At 51.3% G+C, this 15,691-nt stretch carries 15 protein-coding genes and 1 tRNA gene; 8 read left to right on the forward strand and 8 right to left on the reverse strand.

Going from position 1 to position 15,691, the window contains the following annotated elements; all coding sequences use genetic code 11:
* Positions 1-76 precede the first annotated feature (76 nt).
* Positions 77-1,303, reverse strand: coding sequence for an Nramp family divalent metal transporter (locus A9165_RS04045; RefSeq protein WP_065954993.1), 1,227 nt, complete (start codon positions 1,301-1,303; stop codon positions 77-79).
* 226 nt (positions 1,304-1,529) lie between these two features.
* Here A9165_RS04045 and A9165_RS04050 point away from each other — a divergent pair, with 226 nt between their 5' ends.
* On the forward strand, positions 1,530-4,439 hold the full coding sequence (locus A9165_RS04050) for a S9 family peptidase (RefSeq protein ID WP_065954994.1): 2,910 nt from the start codon (positions 1,530-1,532) through the stop codon (positions 4,437-4,439).
* A 69-nt stretch (positions 4,440-4,508) separates the two neighbouring features.
* Here the strand turns inward: A9165_RS04050 and A9165_RS04055 are convergent, their stop codons facing one another.
* Entirely contained in the window at positions 4,509-5,009 is a 501-nt protein-coding gene (locus A9165_RS04055) for a TspO/MBR family protein (RefSeq protein ID WP_065954995.1), read from the reverse strand.
* A 272-nt stretch (positions 5,010-5,281) separates the two neighbouring features.
* Here A9165_RS04055 and A9165_RS04060 point away from each other — a divergent pair, with 272 nt between their 5' ends.
* Together A9165_RS04060 and A9165_RS04065 are read left to right on the forward strand one after the other, a co-directional pair.
* Positions 5,282-5,491: a cold-shock protein gene (locus A9165_RS04060; RefSeq protein WP_008983216.1), complete on the forward strand. Its 210-nt coding sequence runs from the start codon at positions 5,282-5,284 to the stop codon at positions 5,489-5,491.
* Positions 5,492-5,667: 176 nt separating this feature from the next.
* A complete protein-coding gene (locus A9165_RS04065) occupies positions 5,668-6,492 on the forward strand; it encodes a class III extradiol ring-cleavage dioxygenase (protein WP_065954996.1) in 825 nt (274 codons plus the stop codon).
* Positions 6,493-6,713: 221 nt separating this feature from the next.
* On the opposite strand, the gene A9165_RS04070 is transcribed toward A9165_RS04065, so the two are convergent.
* The 3 genes from A9165_RS04070 to A9165_RS04080 all read right to left on the reverse strand — a co-directional run bounded on the left by A9165_RS04070 (position 6,714) and on the right by A9165_RS04080 (position 9,240).
* Positions 6,714-6,790, reverse strand: a tRNA-Val gene (locus tag A9165_RS04070).
* A 91-nt stretch (positions 6,791-6,881) separates the two neighbouring features.
* Entirely contained in the window at positions 6,882-7,895 is a 1,014-nt protein-coding gene (locus A9165_RS04075) for a DUF3080 family protein (RefSeq protein WP_065954997.1), read from the reverse strand.
* A complete protein-coding gene (locus A9165_RS04080) occupies positions 7,867-9,240 on the reverse strand; it encodes an MATE family efflux transporter (RefSeq protein ID WP_065954998.1) in 1,374 nt (457 codons plus the stop codon). Before A9165_RS04080 ends, A9165_RS04075 begins: the two co-directional genes overlap by 29 nt.
* 62 nt (positions 9,241-9,302) lie before the next feature.
* Here A9165_RS04080 and A9165_RS04085 point away from each other — a divergent pair, with 62 nt between their 5' ends.
* Positions 9,303-9,926, forward strand: a complete 624-nt coding sequence (locus A9165_RS04085) for a riboflavin synthase (protein WP_065954999.1) — start codon at positions 9,303-9,305, stop codon at positions 9,924-9,926.
* A gap of 3 nt (positions 9,927-9,929) precedes the next feature.
* On the opposite strand, the gene A9165_RS04090 is transcribed toward A9165_RS04085, so the two are convergent.
* Positions 9,930-10,130 (reverse strand): CPXCG motif-containing cysteine-rich protein, encoded by a 201-nt coding sequence (locus A9165_RS04090; protein WP_008949442.1) that lies wholly within the window; start codon positions 10,128-10,130, stop codon positions 9,930-9,932.
* Between the two features lie 27 nt (positions 10,131-10,157).
* Complete coding sequence (locus tag A9165_RS04095) at positions 10,158-11,018, reverse strand: fructosamine kinase family protein (protein ID WP_065955000.1); 861 nt, start codon at positions 11,016-11,018, stop codon at positions 10,158-10,160.
* A gap of 292 nt (positions 11,019-11,310) precedes the next feature.
* Between A9165_RS04095 and thrS the strand changes: the two genes are divergently transcribed.
* The 4 genes from thrS (at position 11,311) to rplT (ending at position 14,465) form a co-directional block, all read left to right on the forward strand.
* Complete coding sequence (thrS, locus tag A9165_RS04100; RefSeq protein ID WP_065955001.1) at positions 11,311-13,227, forward strand: threonine--tRNA ligase; 1,917 nt, start codon at positions 11,311-11,313, stop codon at positions 13,225-13,227.
* A gap of 32 nt (positions 13,228-13,259) precedes the next feature.
* Complete coding sequence (infC, locus tag A9165_RS04105; protein WP_083216217.1) at positions 13,260-13,802, forward strand: translation initiation factor IF-3; 543 nt, start codon at positions 13,260-13,262, stop codon at positions 13,800-13,802.
* Between the two features lie 91 nt (positions 13,803-13,893).
* Positions 13,894-14,091: a 50S ribosomal protein L35 gene (gene rpmI, locus A9165_RS16565; RefSeq protein WP_083216218.1), complete on the forward strand. Its 198-nt coding sequence runs from the start codon at positions 13,894-13,896 to the stop codon at positions 14,089-14,091.
* A 17-nt stretch (positions 14,092-14,108) separates the two neighbouring features.
* Positions 14,109-14,465 carry a 50S ribosomal protein L20 gene (gene rplT / locus A9165_RS04110; RefSeq protein WP_008949437.1) on the forward strand — a complete coding sequence of 119 codons (357 nt, stop codon included), beginning with the start codon at positions 14,109-14,111 and terminating at the stop codon, positions 14,463-14,465.
* Positions 14,466-14,561: 96 nt separating this feature from the next.
* Here rplT and A9165_RS04115 read toward each other — a convergent pair whose 3' ends face one another.
* On the reverse strand, positions 14,562-15,686 hold the full coding sequence (locus A9165_RS04115; RefSeq protein WP_065955002.1) for an META domain-containing protein: 1,125 nt from the start codon (positions 15,684-15,686) through the stop codon (positions 14,562-14,564).
* Positions 15,687-15,691 lie beyond the last annotated feature (5 nt).

Raw genomic sequence — 15,691 nt, forward strand, 5'->3', positions numbered from 1 at the left:
TCATATTATTCTCCGGTACCGGTCGGAGGTCTGAGCTCTTACCGGTACCGGAGTGCTGTGGAGTGCTGTGGATAAATTAGCTGAGGGCGAGGTAGAGGGTGCGGCTGCTTAACAGCAGGGTGATAGCCAGCACGCTAAAACCGAGCAGATTTTGCCGTTTGGTATTGCGATAATGCCCCAGGGCTTTGGAATTGACTGCGACTAACAGACAAAGCGTAATGATCGGTAATAAAATGCCATTGGCGACCTGGGCAAACCAGATCACGCTTAGAGGTTTCAGCTCCATGCTGGATACCGTAATACCTATTAGCATCACCAGCAGCCAGGTCAGGCGAAACTGCTGCGGATTCAGTGCCAATAAACCTTGCAACGCATAGGCCGCCGCCAGTGGTGCCGTTAGCGCCGAAGATAAACCGGCCGCCAGTAAGCCCAGCGCCATCAGATAGCGCGCACTGGCACCAAACAGTGGTTCCAGCGACAGTGCCAGCTCACCGGCGTTACTAAGCGTCAGCCCTTTGCCAAAAAATGCGCTAGCCGCCGTCGAGACTATTGCCAAAGTAATTAGGCCACCCAGCGGAATAGCGTTACGCAGATCGGCGGCAGACTCCGCCAGCGCCTGGGATTTGTCGGTAGTTTGCCATTTACGGGCCGCACTGGCGGCATGTAAAAACAGCGAGTAGGGCACAACGGTAGTACCAATCAGTGCAATCACCGTTAACGTTGCGCCCTCCGGTAGTTGCGGTACTAAAAGTCCGCGCAGTATGGCCGACCATGCCGGTTGGGTTAGCAGCATGCTGCTGATAAAGGCCAGACTCATTAATAGCACCAGGCCAATTAACCAGCGCTCAATTAACTGATAGCGGCCTTGCCATAGGATCGCCGCAGCGATGGCGCCTAATAGCAAAGCCCAGGGGTTCAGCTTGCTCTGCTCTGTCAGCGCAAGTCGCCAGGCGGTATCCCCCCAAATGGCTTCAGCACCCAGGCTGGCACCAGTCAGATTACCGCCCTGATAGGCACTGTTACCCAGCACAATAGCGGCAATAACCAGCAGATAAAGTAAGGCCCGCAGCAGCGGATGCTGCAGTTGCTGGCGCAAATTCTCACCCAGCCCCCGACCGGTTACGATGCCTAATCGTGCCGCCATCTCCTGCAAAATCAGCGTTGCCAACACCGAAAACAGCAAGGCCCACAGCAAAGCATAACCAAAGTTAGCACCGGCCAGTGATGCAGTAACCACGGTACCAGGCCCAATAAAAGCAGCGGAAACCAGGGTGGCGGGGCCAAAGCGGGGGATAAAGCGCATAACTCAATCCAGAGATAATTAGTTGCTTATCATAACCTCAGAATGAAAGGCAAAAGCAATAGTTGAGTTTTTGGTGTGAATAACTGATCACCTGAAAACGACATTCACTAAAATACAGATGTTGCTTTTTATCCTGTCAAATCGCCAGTTGGCAGGATTTTGCTGCTGACGCCTTGCTGCCTGTGCTAGGGTAAGCACTGCAAAATAACCAGAATAAGTGCTTGCTATGAAAAGATTTCAATACTCTGTTAGCCGTGTCGCCCTGGCACTGGCACTCTCGGTAACCCTTGTTTCCTGTAGTCAGCTTGGAACGACAACTAAAACGGCGCAGTTGCAGCCAAGCGCCGTGACTATTGCGGCCAGTAGCGCCGATGTAACTCATCTTAAACCGTTAAGCCTGAGCGATATTATGCAGTTTCGCGAGATCAAAGAGCGTGCGGTTAGCGGTAATCAGCAGTGGCTGCTTTATACGGCTGAGCCGGATTTTGGCGACAGCACCGGCTATGTGCGCCATTTACTCAGCGAGCGCGAGTTTAGTGTTGAGCGCGCAGATCGTGGCCAGCTCAATCAAAGCGGCAGTTTTGCGCTGTTTCGCCAGCAGGCGCCGCTGTTAGCGCGTGAACAAGCTAAAAACGATAAGGCTAAACGTGATGCCCTAGCGCAGAACGCGGTATTAGTTAATACCACGACTGGCGAGCAGCGGGTATTTACCAATATCGAACGCTTTAGCTTTACCGGTGCCGGTAACTATGCCCTGTTACTGGCACGCAAAGCCGATAGCAAAGACAGTAGCCAATTGCTCCAACTGCTGGATTTACAAAGCGATACGGTGAGCGATTTAGGGCAGGTGACAGAGTTTGCTACCGCCAAAGACTCGGACTTAATCGCCCTGGTCGTTGAGCAAGCAGGCGTTGAGCAAGCCGCCACTAAGCAAACCACAACAGACAAAGCGGCAAAAAACACCAAACCAAGCCAGCAGGTGTTAGTTTATTTCCCTGCCGAGCAGCGCAGCCTGACACTTACTGAAGCTAACGCCGACATCAAACAGCAATTGCGTTTTAGCCCGGATGGCCAGCAACTGGTATTTTTTAGCGCCGCTAAAGCCGAAAAAGGCCAGGAGAGTGCGCAGCAACTTTGGCATTGGTCGGCTAAAACTTTAACAAGCAGCAATCAAAACCCGGCCCGGCCATTAGCTGTAGCACAAGATGGCTGGCTGTTAAGTGATAAGCAGGCACCGGAGTGGCGTGAGGATAGCCGGGCGGTACTGTTAGGTTTTCGGCCGCTCGTCGCGCCGGCAGAAGCTGCGGCGGCACTGGAAACGGACGAGCAACTGTTTGATTTAGCCCGCCTGGCCGCTGGGCGAAAACTGCAGGTGTGGCATGGTCAGGATCCGCGGATTATCCCGCAGCAAAAAGCGGAGTATCAGCAAGCACAGCGCCGCACCGCTCCGGCTTTGTTCTGGTTGGATAATAGCAGTGTGGATAACAGTAGCCTGGCAAGCAGCGCCACACCACGACTGGTAGCGCTAAGTGCCGATATCGAAGATCGGCTGTACCCGTCGCAAAACCCGCAGGCGGCGCTGCTCAGCAATGGCCGTCCTTATCTGCAGCAACTGACCTGGCAGGGCCGGTTACATGATATCTGGCATGTTAATTTGCATACCGGACAGCGGCAGCAGGTCTTTGCCGGCAACCCATCTTACGAGCGTGCGCACCTCTCACCCTCTGGCCGTTATGCGCTGTATCAGCAGCAGGGCAAACTCTGGTTATTCGATAGCAGCGATGGCAGCAAACGTCAGTTGGCAGCGGATATCAAGGTATCCTGGGTTGATGAAATGCACGATCGGCCCGAGCCTGCCGCAGCTTACGGCGTAGCCGGCTGGCTAGCCGATGAGTCGGCGGTACTGGTTTATGATCGCTTTGATATCTGGCAACTGGGCCTGAATGGCGACAACCGTAATCTGACGGTAAATGGCCGCGACACGCACTGGCGTTACCGCTTTGAACAAACCGATGCCAAAGCGCAGGCGATTGCCGTGAATAGCAAGCTGCTATTACGCGGTTTTAACGAGCAGAGCAAACAGAGCGGCTTTTATCAGCTGAATTTGGCAACGGGTGAACGACAAACCCTGATCAGCGGCAATAAGCGCTACGATTTTGTTGAAGCGCTGGAACAGCAGAATGCCTACCTGTTTACCGAGCAGAGCTTTCGCCAGTTTCCGGATCTTAAACTGGCGAAGCCTGATTTTAGCGAGCCAACGCAGCTAACTAATGTTAATCCGCAGCAGCGCCATTTCGTCTGGGGCGACAGCCATCTGATTGACTGGTTTACCGCCGATGGCGAGCGGCTGCAAGGCGTGGTATTAACACCGGATGGGTATGACCCAGCTAAGCGCTATCCGGTGCTGGTGTATTACTACGAGCAATTCTCTGACCGTTTGTTTAGCTATAACCAGATGCGGGTTAATCACCGGCCGAACTTCCCGTTTTATTTAGGTCAGGATTATGTGGTGTTTTTACCGGATATCCGTTTCCGCGAAGGCGCGCCCGGGCCAAGCGCCACAGAGTCCTTACTGCCGGCGCTTGACCGTTTAATTGAACTGGGGATTGCCGATCCTAAGGCCATTGGTTTGCATGGCCATAGCTGGTCTGGTTATCAAACGGCTTTTGTGATCACCGAAACCGATCGTTTTGCCGCTGCTGTCGCTGGCGCGCCGGTAGCGAATATGACCAGTGCCTATAGCGGTATTCGCTGGCAAACCGGCCTGGCGCGACAGTTCCAGTATGAAACCGGCCAAAGCCGAATTGGCGAGTCGATGTTCGACAATCTCAAACCTTATATTGATAATTCCCCGGTGTTTTTTGCCGATAGAATTAACACGCCGCTATTGATCCAATTTGGTGATAAAGACGGTGCTGTGCCTTGGGAGCAGGGGATTGAGCTGTATTTAGCATTGCGCCGCTTGGATAAAGATGTGGTAATGCTGCAATACGAGGGCGAAGATCACCATCTGGCGGACTTTGCCAACAAGGTGGATTACAGCATGAAAATGCTGGAGTTTTTTAATCACTACCTAAAAGGCGAACCGGCACCACTGTGGTGGCAGCAAGGGCAGCCGTATAAGCGCAATGACTAAGCGTTAACTCGCTACAGACTGTCTGCAGTATCGCCGCAGACAGTCTGTAACGTGATCGGATTGCGTTTACTACAGTAACTGCGGATTGCGCTGCCAGATACTAAAAGTGAGCAAGGTCGCAAAACTTACCCAGAGTAAATAAGGAAGCAGCAGCCAGCAGGCCAAACGACTATGTTTATAAAAGCTTCGCATTGTGGCGATAATCGCCAGCCATAACAGAATAATTTCTAAAAACGCTACCGCACCCAGATACCAGGCAAAAAACAACCAGCTCCAGAGTGCATTCAGGCCAAGCTGCAACATATAAAGCTGTAGCGAGCGGCTGGTGCTGTGCAATGCAGCGCTGCGCCATACCAGCCAGGCAGCAACCGCCATCATGCCGTATAGCGAGGTCCAAACCGGGCCAAACAGCCAGCCCGGCGGTGCCCAGGCTGGCAAGCTAAGTTCCCGGTAGAACTGCGGCGCATTTAACGAGCCAATACTGCCAACCGCCGCAGCGCAAAAGGTTACAACTATAATCAACAGCAGCGCCAATCCCTGTTGGCGCTTGGTGTAAACCGAAACAGGCATGCTGCTTTCCTTAAATCGTTTATTGGCGTTAGATACGGCGGTGGTTAATAGCAGATCATTTAATCTTTATTTTCAATATTTATACAATAAGCTTTGACATCCCGATTTAAACCTATACACTGGCATTGCTTAATTAGTTTGTTCATTATTTATGCAAACCTTGAATGTTACTGCCGTTTAGTACCCTTTCCTGTATTCATAAGTTTAAACATCTCTTGCAGCACTATCGCCTCATCGCAGGCAACTTTAATTAATTGATACAGGTAGCTCTTATGTCTACTCCAACTACCGGCACCGTAAAATGGTTTAACGAAGCTAAAGGCTTTGGTTTTATTGAACAAGCGTCAGGCCCTGACGTTTTTGCGCATTTCAGCGAAATTTTAAGCAGCGGTTTTAAATCACTGCAAGAAGGCCAACGGGTGCAATTTACCGTAACGGCCGGCCAAAAAGGCCCACAAGCATCAAAAATTTCTGTGATGTAAGGCTTAACCGCCTGCTCTGAGCCAGTAAGTTTTTTTGGCAAGGAACTACACGACAAAACCACTGTATCGCAGTGGTTTTTTGCTTTCAATCTAAAGTCATTATTAATCGAGGAGCGGACGTTATTCTGGCGGGAATAAGCTAAACTGGTGCAACTTTACCACGGGAGCTTTTACTGATGTCTGAAGCAATGCCTGATTCGCCGCTAACGCAGCCGACTTATTTTATCCCACATGGCGCCGGCCCTTGTTTCTTTATGAACTGGAACCCCGCCAATACCTGGCAGCAGATGGCTGCTTTTTTAAGCGGTATCGAGTCTGATTTACCAGCGCCGCCAAAAGCCATTCTGCTAATTTCGGCACACTGGCAGGATGACGCCTTTGCGCTGACCGCCGCGGCCAAACCCGATCTTATTTTCGACTATTTTGGTTTTCCGGAATCAACTTATCAGCTGACTTATCCGGCTCCCGGCGCACCTGAGCTGGCGGCGGCGATTGCCGAACGGATTAGCACAGCGGGTTTACCCAGTCGGCTGGAGCAAAGCCGCGGTTTTGACCATGGCGTTTTTATCCCGTTAAAACTGATGTTTGCTAAGGCAGAGATCCCGGTAGTGCAGCTGTCACTGCAACGCGGCCTGGATGCCTCAGCGCATCTTCAGCTTGGTACGGTATTGGCGCCGCTGCGCGAGCAGGGCGTACTAATCGTTGGCAGTGGCATGAGCTTTCATAATATGCGGGGCTATGGCGATCCCCGCTATACCGCGCCCTCAGAGATCTTTGATCGCTGGTTAACCGATGCCGTGCAGGCCGAGCCGGCAACACGCTATGCCTTGTTGCAGCAGTGGCAAACGGCGCCCCATGCCATAGATTGCCATCCGCGCGGGGCCGAAGAGCATTTGCTGCCGCTAATGGTTGTTGCCGGAGCCGCCGGCGCGGCAAACGGCCGTAAAGTGTATTCAGAAAATGTGCTGCGCACCCAGTTGTCAGCATTTCGGTTTGGTTAGAATGACGAGCAAAGTTGGCTAGATCACAAGCAGGCAACGACAGTGTTGAAACGTTGCATCATTTAGTACTTTTGCCATGACTTGTTGTAGTTTGCAGGTTAGAGTTTGTTTCAGTAGCTGCTTCGGGAAGACGAGGGGACCTCAGACAGGGCTTCGTAGTTAGAGTGTACCAGCAGTAAAAACAAAAACAGCACCATAAGGTGCTGTTTTTGTTAGGAATTTGGTGCGTCCTAGTGGACTCGAACCACCGACCCCCACCATGTCAAGGTGGTGCTCTAACCAGCTGAGCTAAGGACGCAAATGTTGTCGCTGACAACGGGCGCTATGTTATTGCGCGCCTTGCACTTTGGCAAGTGTTTTTAAGTTCCGGCGTTGTGTTTGCCTGAAAATTAGCCGGTCAGTCCTACCGGACACAGTTGGTTCAGTTGTTGGTACCAGCCAACGTGCTGTAGTAGCTGTTGTTGCAGTTCTGTGGCCGGTTGCTGATAGCGCTGCTGCAATACTGGTAGCAGGGCGCTGCCCTGGTAAAGCTCGGCGATTAATGGCCAGCTTTGTTGCTGATAGCGGTTAAGCTCAGCCAGGTACGCCTGTACCTCGCCGATAAAGTATTTACGAAATACCGTGGTTAAAATGGTGAGTTGTTCGCTTTGGCCGCGTGGGCACAGGCTGGCGGGTGCCAGGCTAAGTAGCGGCGGGTTAACCGCATTAAACCAGCTATTGGCGTAGCGCAGACTAAACTGCAGCTGCGGGAAGAAGTCGGAGCGGTACAAGCTGGCCAGCGCGGCTTCGGGATCGATGCGGCTGGCGCTATACCAATCTTCGCGGGCGATAGCTTGTTTTAGCTCCAGTAATTGCTGCAGTGCGCCCAGGCTGGCGGTAAAACCGTTGTCGCTACCCGGTATCAGTGCCTTGTTGCTACCGAGCCAGGTTTTACGCAAGGTATCATCGGTTTGCAGCATATTGCTCAGGGCAATCCCGATAGTTTGTTGTTTTTGCTGGTAAACCTGCGTCAGTTGGCTTTTTAGCGGCTCGTCCCATGCTTCAGTCAGGCAAAGCTCAAGCGTGGCCAGAAAGCGCAGTTCATAATGCAGGCGTTTGCTGGCAGTAAAAACTTTACCCAGGCTGCTGTTACGCTCGGCGATTAGCTGATCCAGGCCGCAGCGGCGGGTGGCAAAGGCATCAAGCAGATCAATCCGCAGATCCGGCAAGGGTTGTTGCAGTGCCGACTTGGCCGGTAATGCAGCCGCAGCCGGCAACTGAGGTTTAGTGCTATCCAGCTCCAGCACCCGGTTTAACCGCTGCTGATAGTCGCGCAGCGTTGCCACGCCGGCACTGTCGCTGCAACCGCTTAACAGCAGCGCTAAAACTAAAAGATTAAGCAGCAGTACCTGTTTTAAAAGCATGCTCTATCCTGTTGATCTGTTTGCGCAGCACTATCGCAAGGGCGATAGCGGCACAGGTAAGGCCAATAATAATGCCGGTCCAGAAGCCAAACACACCCATCGGTTTCACCAGCCAGTTGGTTAAACCTAATACGGCACCCAAACCAAAACCGATTGGCCAGTACGAGATTAAGGTAATAAAAAACACCGGCTTGGTAATTTTCATACCGCGTAGCGCGCAGGCCGCAACCACCTGCACCGCATCGGAGAACTGATAAATCGCCGCCAGGATTAACAGCGAACTGGCCAGCGCAATAACTGCCGGATCCGGCGAGTACAATGCCGCAACATAACCTCTGAATAGCAGCGTAAAGATTACCGTCAGCAACGACATCGCTACCGATAACACTATCGCCGTACTAATCGCTTTTTTCAGCGCCATCACATTTTGTTGTCCGACCAAATGGCCTACCCGGATGGTAGTTGCCAGTCCGAGCGACAACGGCAGCATAAAGACAATAGCGCTGTAATTATGCGCAACCTGATGGCCGGCGACCACTATAGGCCCCAGGTGCACTATCACCAGTGGAATACAGGCAAACAGCGTCACTTCAAAAAAGATGGAAAACGCAATCGGGGTGCCGATGCGGATAATTTGCCATTGATCTTTTACGCTTAACCACAGCTTTTCCGGCCAGTGGCGGTAGGGGCGGGTGCTGCGACTGGTGTAGCCATAAACCAACATGGCAACAAACATTGCCAGGAAAACCAGGCTGGTTGCCACACCACAGCCGGCGCCGCCCAATGCCGGCATCCCCAGCTTACCGTAGATAAAAATATAGTTCGCCGGCACGTTAACCAAAATCCCAACAAAGGCAATCCACATGCTGGCTTTGGTATTCCCCAGGCCTTCAAACAGATTGCGCATCACCATATAGCCGGCCGCGGGGAACAAGCCAAAACTCACGTAGAACAAATAATCGATGGTTTTTTCCCGCAGTAGCGGATCCATATTAAGCCGGGCGAGCGGCAGATCGGCGAATAGCATCACCACAAACAGCACTGCCGCCAGCAACATCGCCAGATAAAGCCCCTGCAGCGTAAAATGGCTGATCGGTTTAGTCTGCTGGCTGCCATAATATTGCGCGATAATAGGTGTCAGTGCCAGCAGCAAGCCCTGCATGGTTAGCACCACTGGCAACCATAAACCCGAGGCCACAGCAATAGCGGCCATATCGGTAGCACTGACCCGGCCGGCCATAACGGTATCGACAAAATACATCAGGGTTTGGGTTAGCTGAGCTAATACTATCGGGCCAGACAGTTTTAAAATGGTTCTGGCTTCAAAGCGGGAAAAAGGTAACATGGGCGCAAATGTCGTTTTAAGCGTAAAAATGGGCGACTAATGTACCACAAACAGAGGTGTGAATGTTTACCGGAATAGTACAAACCAAGGCCGAGATCAGCCAAATTCGCGATACAAACGGCATTCGCCGTTTAACGGTACAGGCTGGCGCGGCGCATTTACAGCAATTAACCCGTGGTGCCAGCATTGCCATTAATGGCGTCTGCTTAACTGCTACTGAGTTTGATGCCGCTGCCGGTTGGGTCTGTTTTGATGTGATCGCCGAAAGCCTGCAAAAAACCAATCTTGGCGATCTGGTGGTGGGCAGCTGGGTTAATCTGGAGCGCTCTTTGCGCTTTGGCGATGAGCTGGGCGGCCATATTGTCTCGGGTCATATTCAGGCGACTGCTACGCTTAGCGCCATTCACCGCGACGCGGACAATGTCGGCTTTGAGCTGAGTGTACCAGCCGAGCTGCTGCCTTACATCCAGCCAAAAGGCTTTATTGCGGTGGAAGGTTGCAGTTTAACGGTCGGTGAAGTGACGGCGCAGGGCTTTAGCCTTTATCTGATCCCGGAGACGCTGCAGATCACCAATTTAGGCACTAAGCAAGTTGGCGATAAACTGAATATCGAGTTAGATCAGCAAACAGTAACCATTATCCGCACCGTAGAGCGGCTGTTGGCTGAGCGCTTTGCCAAGCTCTAAAGTTTAGTAATACTGCTCATCATCAGCATCGACAAAAATCTGCACCCGATGTCGTAGTTCATCAATATGCACCCGGATATGCATCGGATTGCAGCAGTTGCTGCAATCCTCGGTGTAATCCTGATCTTCATCGGTGGCTTCGACACTAATATCGGTTGAGTGTCCGCAGAACGGGCATTGGATACTGTGAAATATCGGCTGCATAGTGGCCTCCCACTTAACGTTATCCGCTTATTGGAATAGCTGTTTAACCAGCTCCTGCGCCTGCAATAAATAACTGCCGCGAAATTGATTGGCGTGGTTTAGAACATGGTACAAATTATAGAGATTTTTTCGTTCTTGGTGCCCATCGCTAAGCGGATAAACCGCCTGATAGCTTTGATAAAATGGTGCCGGGAAACGGGCGAATAAGGCGGTAAAGGCAAGATCAGCTTCCCGATCACCAAAATAGCAGGCCGGATCAAATACCACCGGCCCCTCGCTTAAAAAGCCAACATTCCCGCGCCATAGATCGCCATGCAGCAGGCTGGGCTGCGGCTTATGATGGGCGAGAATTTGCCGGCTGTGCTCAACCATTTTATCTATATTCCCCAGACCAAAGCCTTGTTCGGCTAACAGTTGTAGCTGCCAGCCTAAGCGCTGCTCGGAGAAAAAACTGCTCCAGTTACTTTGCCATTGATTGGGCTGCACGGTCAGACCAATAAAGTTATCCCAGTCAAAGCCAAACATTGCCTGATCGTGGCGGGCGTGCAGCGCGGCCAGCTGTTCGCCCAGTTGCTGCCAGCCGAGTTCAGTTTCAATTTGCAGCGGTAGGTATTCCAACACTAAAAAGGCTTTATCCAGCGTCTGACCCACACAAATCACCTGTGGAACCCGGATGGCGCCTTGCTGCGCCAGTTTTTGCAGCGACCATTGTTCATTTTCAAATTGCTCCAGTCGCTCGCGCTGGTTCAGTTTGACAAAAAACTGCCGCCCCTGGCCCTGAATATGCCAGGCCAGATTCACCGAGCCGCCATTAACTGAAGCCTTGTCGGTGATCTGAAAATCGATATCCAGCTCGCTGCTGATTTGCGCTGCAATACTCTGCCACATAGTCACCTTCCTGTTGTCTGCCTATTTTGAGTATGGCTGATTTAGCGCAAATTTCCTTGATCCGACGCATACCGCAGTGTTGGCGTTGCAATATCGCTTTCGCGCCGGATGCGGCTGGCTCTCTGGTCAGAACAGCAGTGAAGTGATACTATGCCGCTGCGTTTTATTGCTTCAGCGCGCGACGTCGTGCAGATGGCTTTTCGTTTAAGCCATTAACTGCCCGGCAAGTGCCTGAATTTTCTCAACCCCACAAGTGACCCTTGGTATGGGCCACCACTGTTAAGGATTTATCATGCCAGTTATTACTCTGCCAGATGGCAGCCAGCGCGCCTTCGAACAAGCTGTTTCCGTATTAGATGTGGCCAAAAATATCGGCCCGGGTTTAGCCAAAGCGACCATCGCCGGTAAGGTCAATGGTGAGCTGGTTGATGCTTGTGAGCTGATTACCCAGGACGCCAACCTAAGTATCGTCACCATCAAAGATCAGGAAGGCCTGGAAATTATGCGCCACTCCTGTGCTCACTTATTAGGCCACGCCATCAAGCAGCTGTGGCCCAATGTGAAGATGGCGATCGGCCCGGTGATTGAAAACGGCTTTTACTATGATGTCGATCTGGAGCAGCCGATCAGCAGCGACGATTTAGCGGCGCTGGAAGCGCGGATGCTAGAGCTGGCGAAAACCGAATACGATGTGGTAAAGCGCAAAGTCAGCTGGCAGGAAGCTTGGGATACCTTTAATGCCCGTGGCGAAAGCTACAAAATGGAAATTCTGGAGCAGAATATCCCGCGTGATAGCCAGCCGGCACTGTATCACCACGAAGAATATACCGATATGTGTCGTGGCCCGCATGTACCCAATATGCGCTTTTGCCAACACTTTAAAATTATGAAAGTGGCCGGCGCCTACTGGCGTGGCGACTCGAAAAACAAAATGCTGCAGCGCATTTACGGCACCGCCTGGGCCGATAAGAAGCAGCTGGCGGCCTATTTAACTCAGTTGGAAGAAGCGGAAAAGCGCGATCACCGTAAAATCGGTAAGGCGCTCGGTTTATTCCACTGGCAGGAAGAAGCGCCGGGAATGGTGTTCTGGCACAACGACGGCTGGACCATCTTCCGTGAGCTGGAAACCTTCGTGCGCGAAAAGCTGGGTCAGTACGAGTACGATGAAGTAAAAGGCCCCTTTATGATGGACCGGGTGCTGTGGGAGAAATCCGGGCACTGGGAAAAGTATGCCGAAAATATGTTTACTACCCAGTCTGAGCACCGTGAGTACGCCATTAAGCCGATGAACTGCCCGGGCCATGTGCAGATCTTTAACCAGGGCTTAAAATCTTACCGTGATTTACCGCTTCGGATGGCGGAGTTTGGTTGCTGTCACCGTAATGAGCCATCAGGTGGCTTACATGGCCTGATGCGGGTGCGCGGTTTTACGCAGGACGATGCCCATATCTTCTGTACCGAAGAGCAGGTGCAGACTGAAGTGACCAAGTGTATCAAGATGGTATTTGATACTTACAGCACCTTTGGCTTTAAAAACATTAAGGTCAAGCTGTCGACCCGGCCAGCCCAGCGTATTGGTTCAGATGAAATCTGGGATCGCGCTGAGCAGGGCCTGATAGATGCCTTAAAAGCCAATGAGATTGCCTACGACCTGCAGCCAGGCGAAGGCGCTTTCTATGGCCCGAAAATCGAATTTACGTTGCACGACTGTTTAAACCGTGCCTGGCAGTGCGGCACTATCCAGCTGGATTTCGCCTTACCAGGCCGTTTAGGTGCCAGCTATGTGGCGGAAAGTGGTGAGCGGCAGGTGCCGGTCATGATCCACCGCGCGATTTTGGGTTCGCTGGAACGTTTTATCGGTATTCTGATTGAAGAATATGCCGGTTTCTTCCCAACCTGGTTAGCGCCAACCCAGGTGGTGGTGATGAATATTACCGATAATCAGGCCGAATATGTGCAACAATTGGTAAAAACTTTCAAATCTCAGGGCATAAGAGCAATAAGTGACTTGAGAAATGAGAAGATAGGCTTTAAAATTCGCGAGCACACGCTTAAGCGCGTCCCGTACCTGGTGGTAGTTGGTGACAAAGAAGTTGAAGCTGGCGATATCGCAGTCAGAACCCGCAAAGCAGAGGATCTGGGTAAGATGTCGGTGGCTGCTTTTGTTGAAAAACTGACCGCTGAAATTAAAAACCGGACCGCGAGCTAAGCAAACAGGAAACTTTTTCGGAGGAACATACTATTAAAGTAGGAAAGAAAACATTACCTTCAAACCGTCCTAACCGGATCAATGAAGAAATTAACGTACCAGAGGTACGCTTAATTGGTGTAGAAGGTGAACAGCTGGGTGTAGTCAGTATTGCTGAAGCCAATCGTCTGGCAGAAGAAAGCGGCGCCGATTTAGTAGAAATCAGCCCGACAGCTGAACCGCCAGTATGTAAGTTGATGGACTACGGTAAGTTCCTGTTCGAAAAAGGTAAAGCTCTGAAAGAGCAAAAGAAGAAGCAAAAACAGATCCAGATTAAGGAAATTAAATTCCGGCCTGGAACTGATGAAGGCGATTACCAGGTAAAACTACGCAACCTGCGTCGCTTCATTGAAGAGGGTGACAAAGCTAAAGTAACGCTGCGCTATCGTGGTCGTGAAATGGCGCATCAGGAAATCGGTATTGAGATGTTGACTCGAATTAAAGAGGATCTGTCTGATATCGCCATCTGCGAATCTTTCCCTTCACGGGTGGAAGGTCGTCAGATGATTATGATGCTGGCCCCAAATAAGAAGTAATAAGTGCCTGCAAGTGTAAGAAGCTGCGGCTTGCCGCAGTTTTTTAACGCCTTATTATTCGTTGTAATTTAACAATGCGAGTTTAAATACTATGCCTAAGATGAAAACCAATAAAGGTGCTGCGAAGCGTTTTAAAAAGACCGCTTCTGGTAGCTTTAAACGTAAGCAATCACACCTTCGCCACATTCTGACGAAGAAGTCTTCTAAGCGTAAGCGTCAGTTAGGTCCAAAAACCTTAGTCGCTAAAGTCGATGTTGCCGGCTTAGTCCGTTGCATGCCGTACGCATAAGTCATTAGGAGACAGAAATGCCAAGAGTTAAACGTGGTGTCACGGCGCACGCGCGCCATAAGAAGGTATTAAAGCAGGCTAAAGGTTACTACGGTGCCCGTAGCCGTGTTTACCGGGTTGCTTTCCAGGCCGTTATCAAAGCCGGCCAATATGCTTACCGTGACCGTCGTCAGCGTAAGCGTCAGTTCCGTCAACTGTGGATCGCGCGTATCAACGCAGCGTCACGGATGAACGGTTTATCTTACAGCCGTTTAATTGCAGGTCTGAAAAAGGCTTCAATTGAAATCGACCGTAAGATCCTGGCCGATATCGCTGTATATGACAAAGCGGCTTTCACTGCTATCGTAGCTAAAGCCAAACAAGCTTTAGTTTAATAGTGTGAAGCATAAAAAAACCACCGCAAGGTGGTTTTTTTATGCTCGTCTGTTGGTATCTGACCCCGAAAAGGTTCGGGGTCAGATACCCAAGGTTCAGTTAACCGCCGGGATCAGCTCCATAATCACCTGGTTATTGCGGAACAACTGCAGCTTATCGGCATTCACTTCAGCGCGATCGGCTTGTTGCAGCTTTTCGGTAAACTGTTGCTCGATAGTGCTGGCATCGGCACAGAATTTACGGGTACTGGCTAACTGCTGTACGGCGAAGGTATTGGCGCGTTGCTGGTAGCTGGCATTAAAGTTGTTGCAACCACTAAAGCCATACAACTTATCTTTTTCAAAAATCAGCCGTACATTCAATGAATGTGGCACATAACGATCGGCAATTTTTTCCGCCCGCCAGACAATACCCTGCAGATTTTTCATCGCGAATTGATTCGGGCAGGTCGCATTTGGCCAGAACTGCTCAAACTTATCGATAAAGAGTGTATCGGTGCCGTGCTGATCCGGCCCCTTACGGCCAACCAGACTGGCAATCACCGCTTTATTATTAAAGCGACTGTCCTGCTGATACAGGCGCATCATTGGCAAATGGTTTTGCGTATTGGCTACCGGTAAGCTTTCGCCGGTCTGACATTTGGTAAAGGTGGCCTGATTATTCTGCAGCAGGTATAAGCCAAGCATTGGTTGGCGGGTATCCAGCTTTTTCAGCGCATCCAGCCGGTTTAACTGATAGGCATCAGAGCGGGTAATAGGGCGGCCCGCCAGATCGGTCATCACTAATTGCCGGTTGGAGCGAAAGTGAAAGGATGGCAGATTAACCTGTTGATTAACCAGATGCAGGGTGCGGCGCTCTAATAACCAGGCACCACTGACCAGTTCCACCTGACCCCGTTCCAGATATTCCTGCCGCGCTTCAAAGCGGCCATCGCGGTACAGGTTAATATGATAGCTGATCCCCGGGCAGTCGGCACAGGGCAGCACACCTTCAAAGGTCATATCACTGTCGATAAAGATATGTTCGAAGTCGGTGGCCAGGGCTTCTGTGGTCGCGCTGTTTGCCACTTCATTCACATCTTCTACCTCTGCCGGCAGCGGAATCGCTGGCGTCGCCGGCTTAGTGGGGGCCGACAGCGTGGTGGGCTGATCAGCGCCAAAATGGGGAAGCTGACTACAGCCGGCTAGCAGCACAGCACTGGCAATAACGAGTTTTTTCATAATGA

Origin of the sequence: Alishewanella sp. HH-ZS, from assembly GCF_001704375.1 — a bacterium.
GTDB lineage: Bacteria > Pseudomonadota > Gammaproteobacteria > Enterobacterales > Alteromonadaceae > Alishewanella > Alishewanella aestuarii.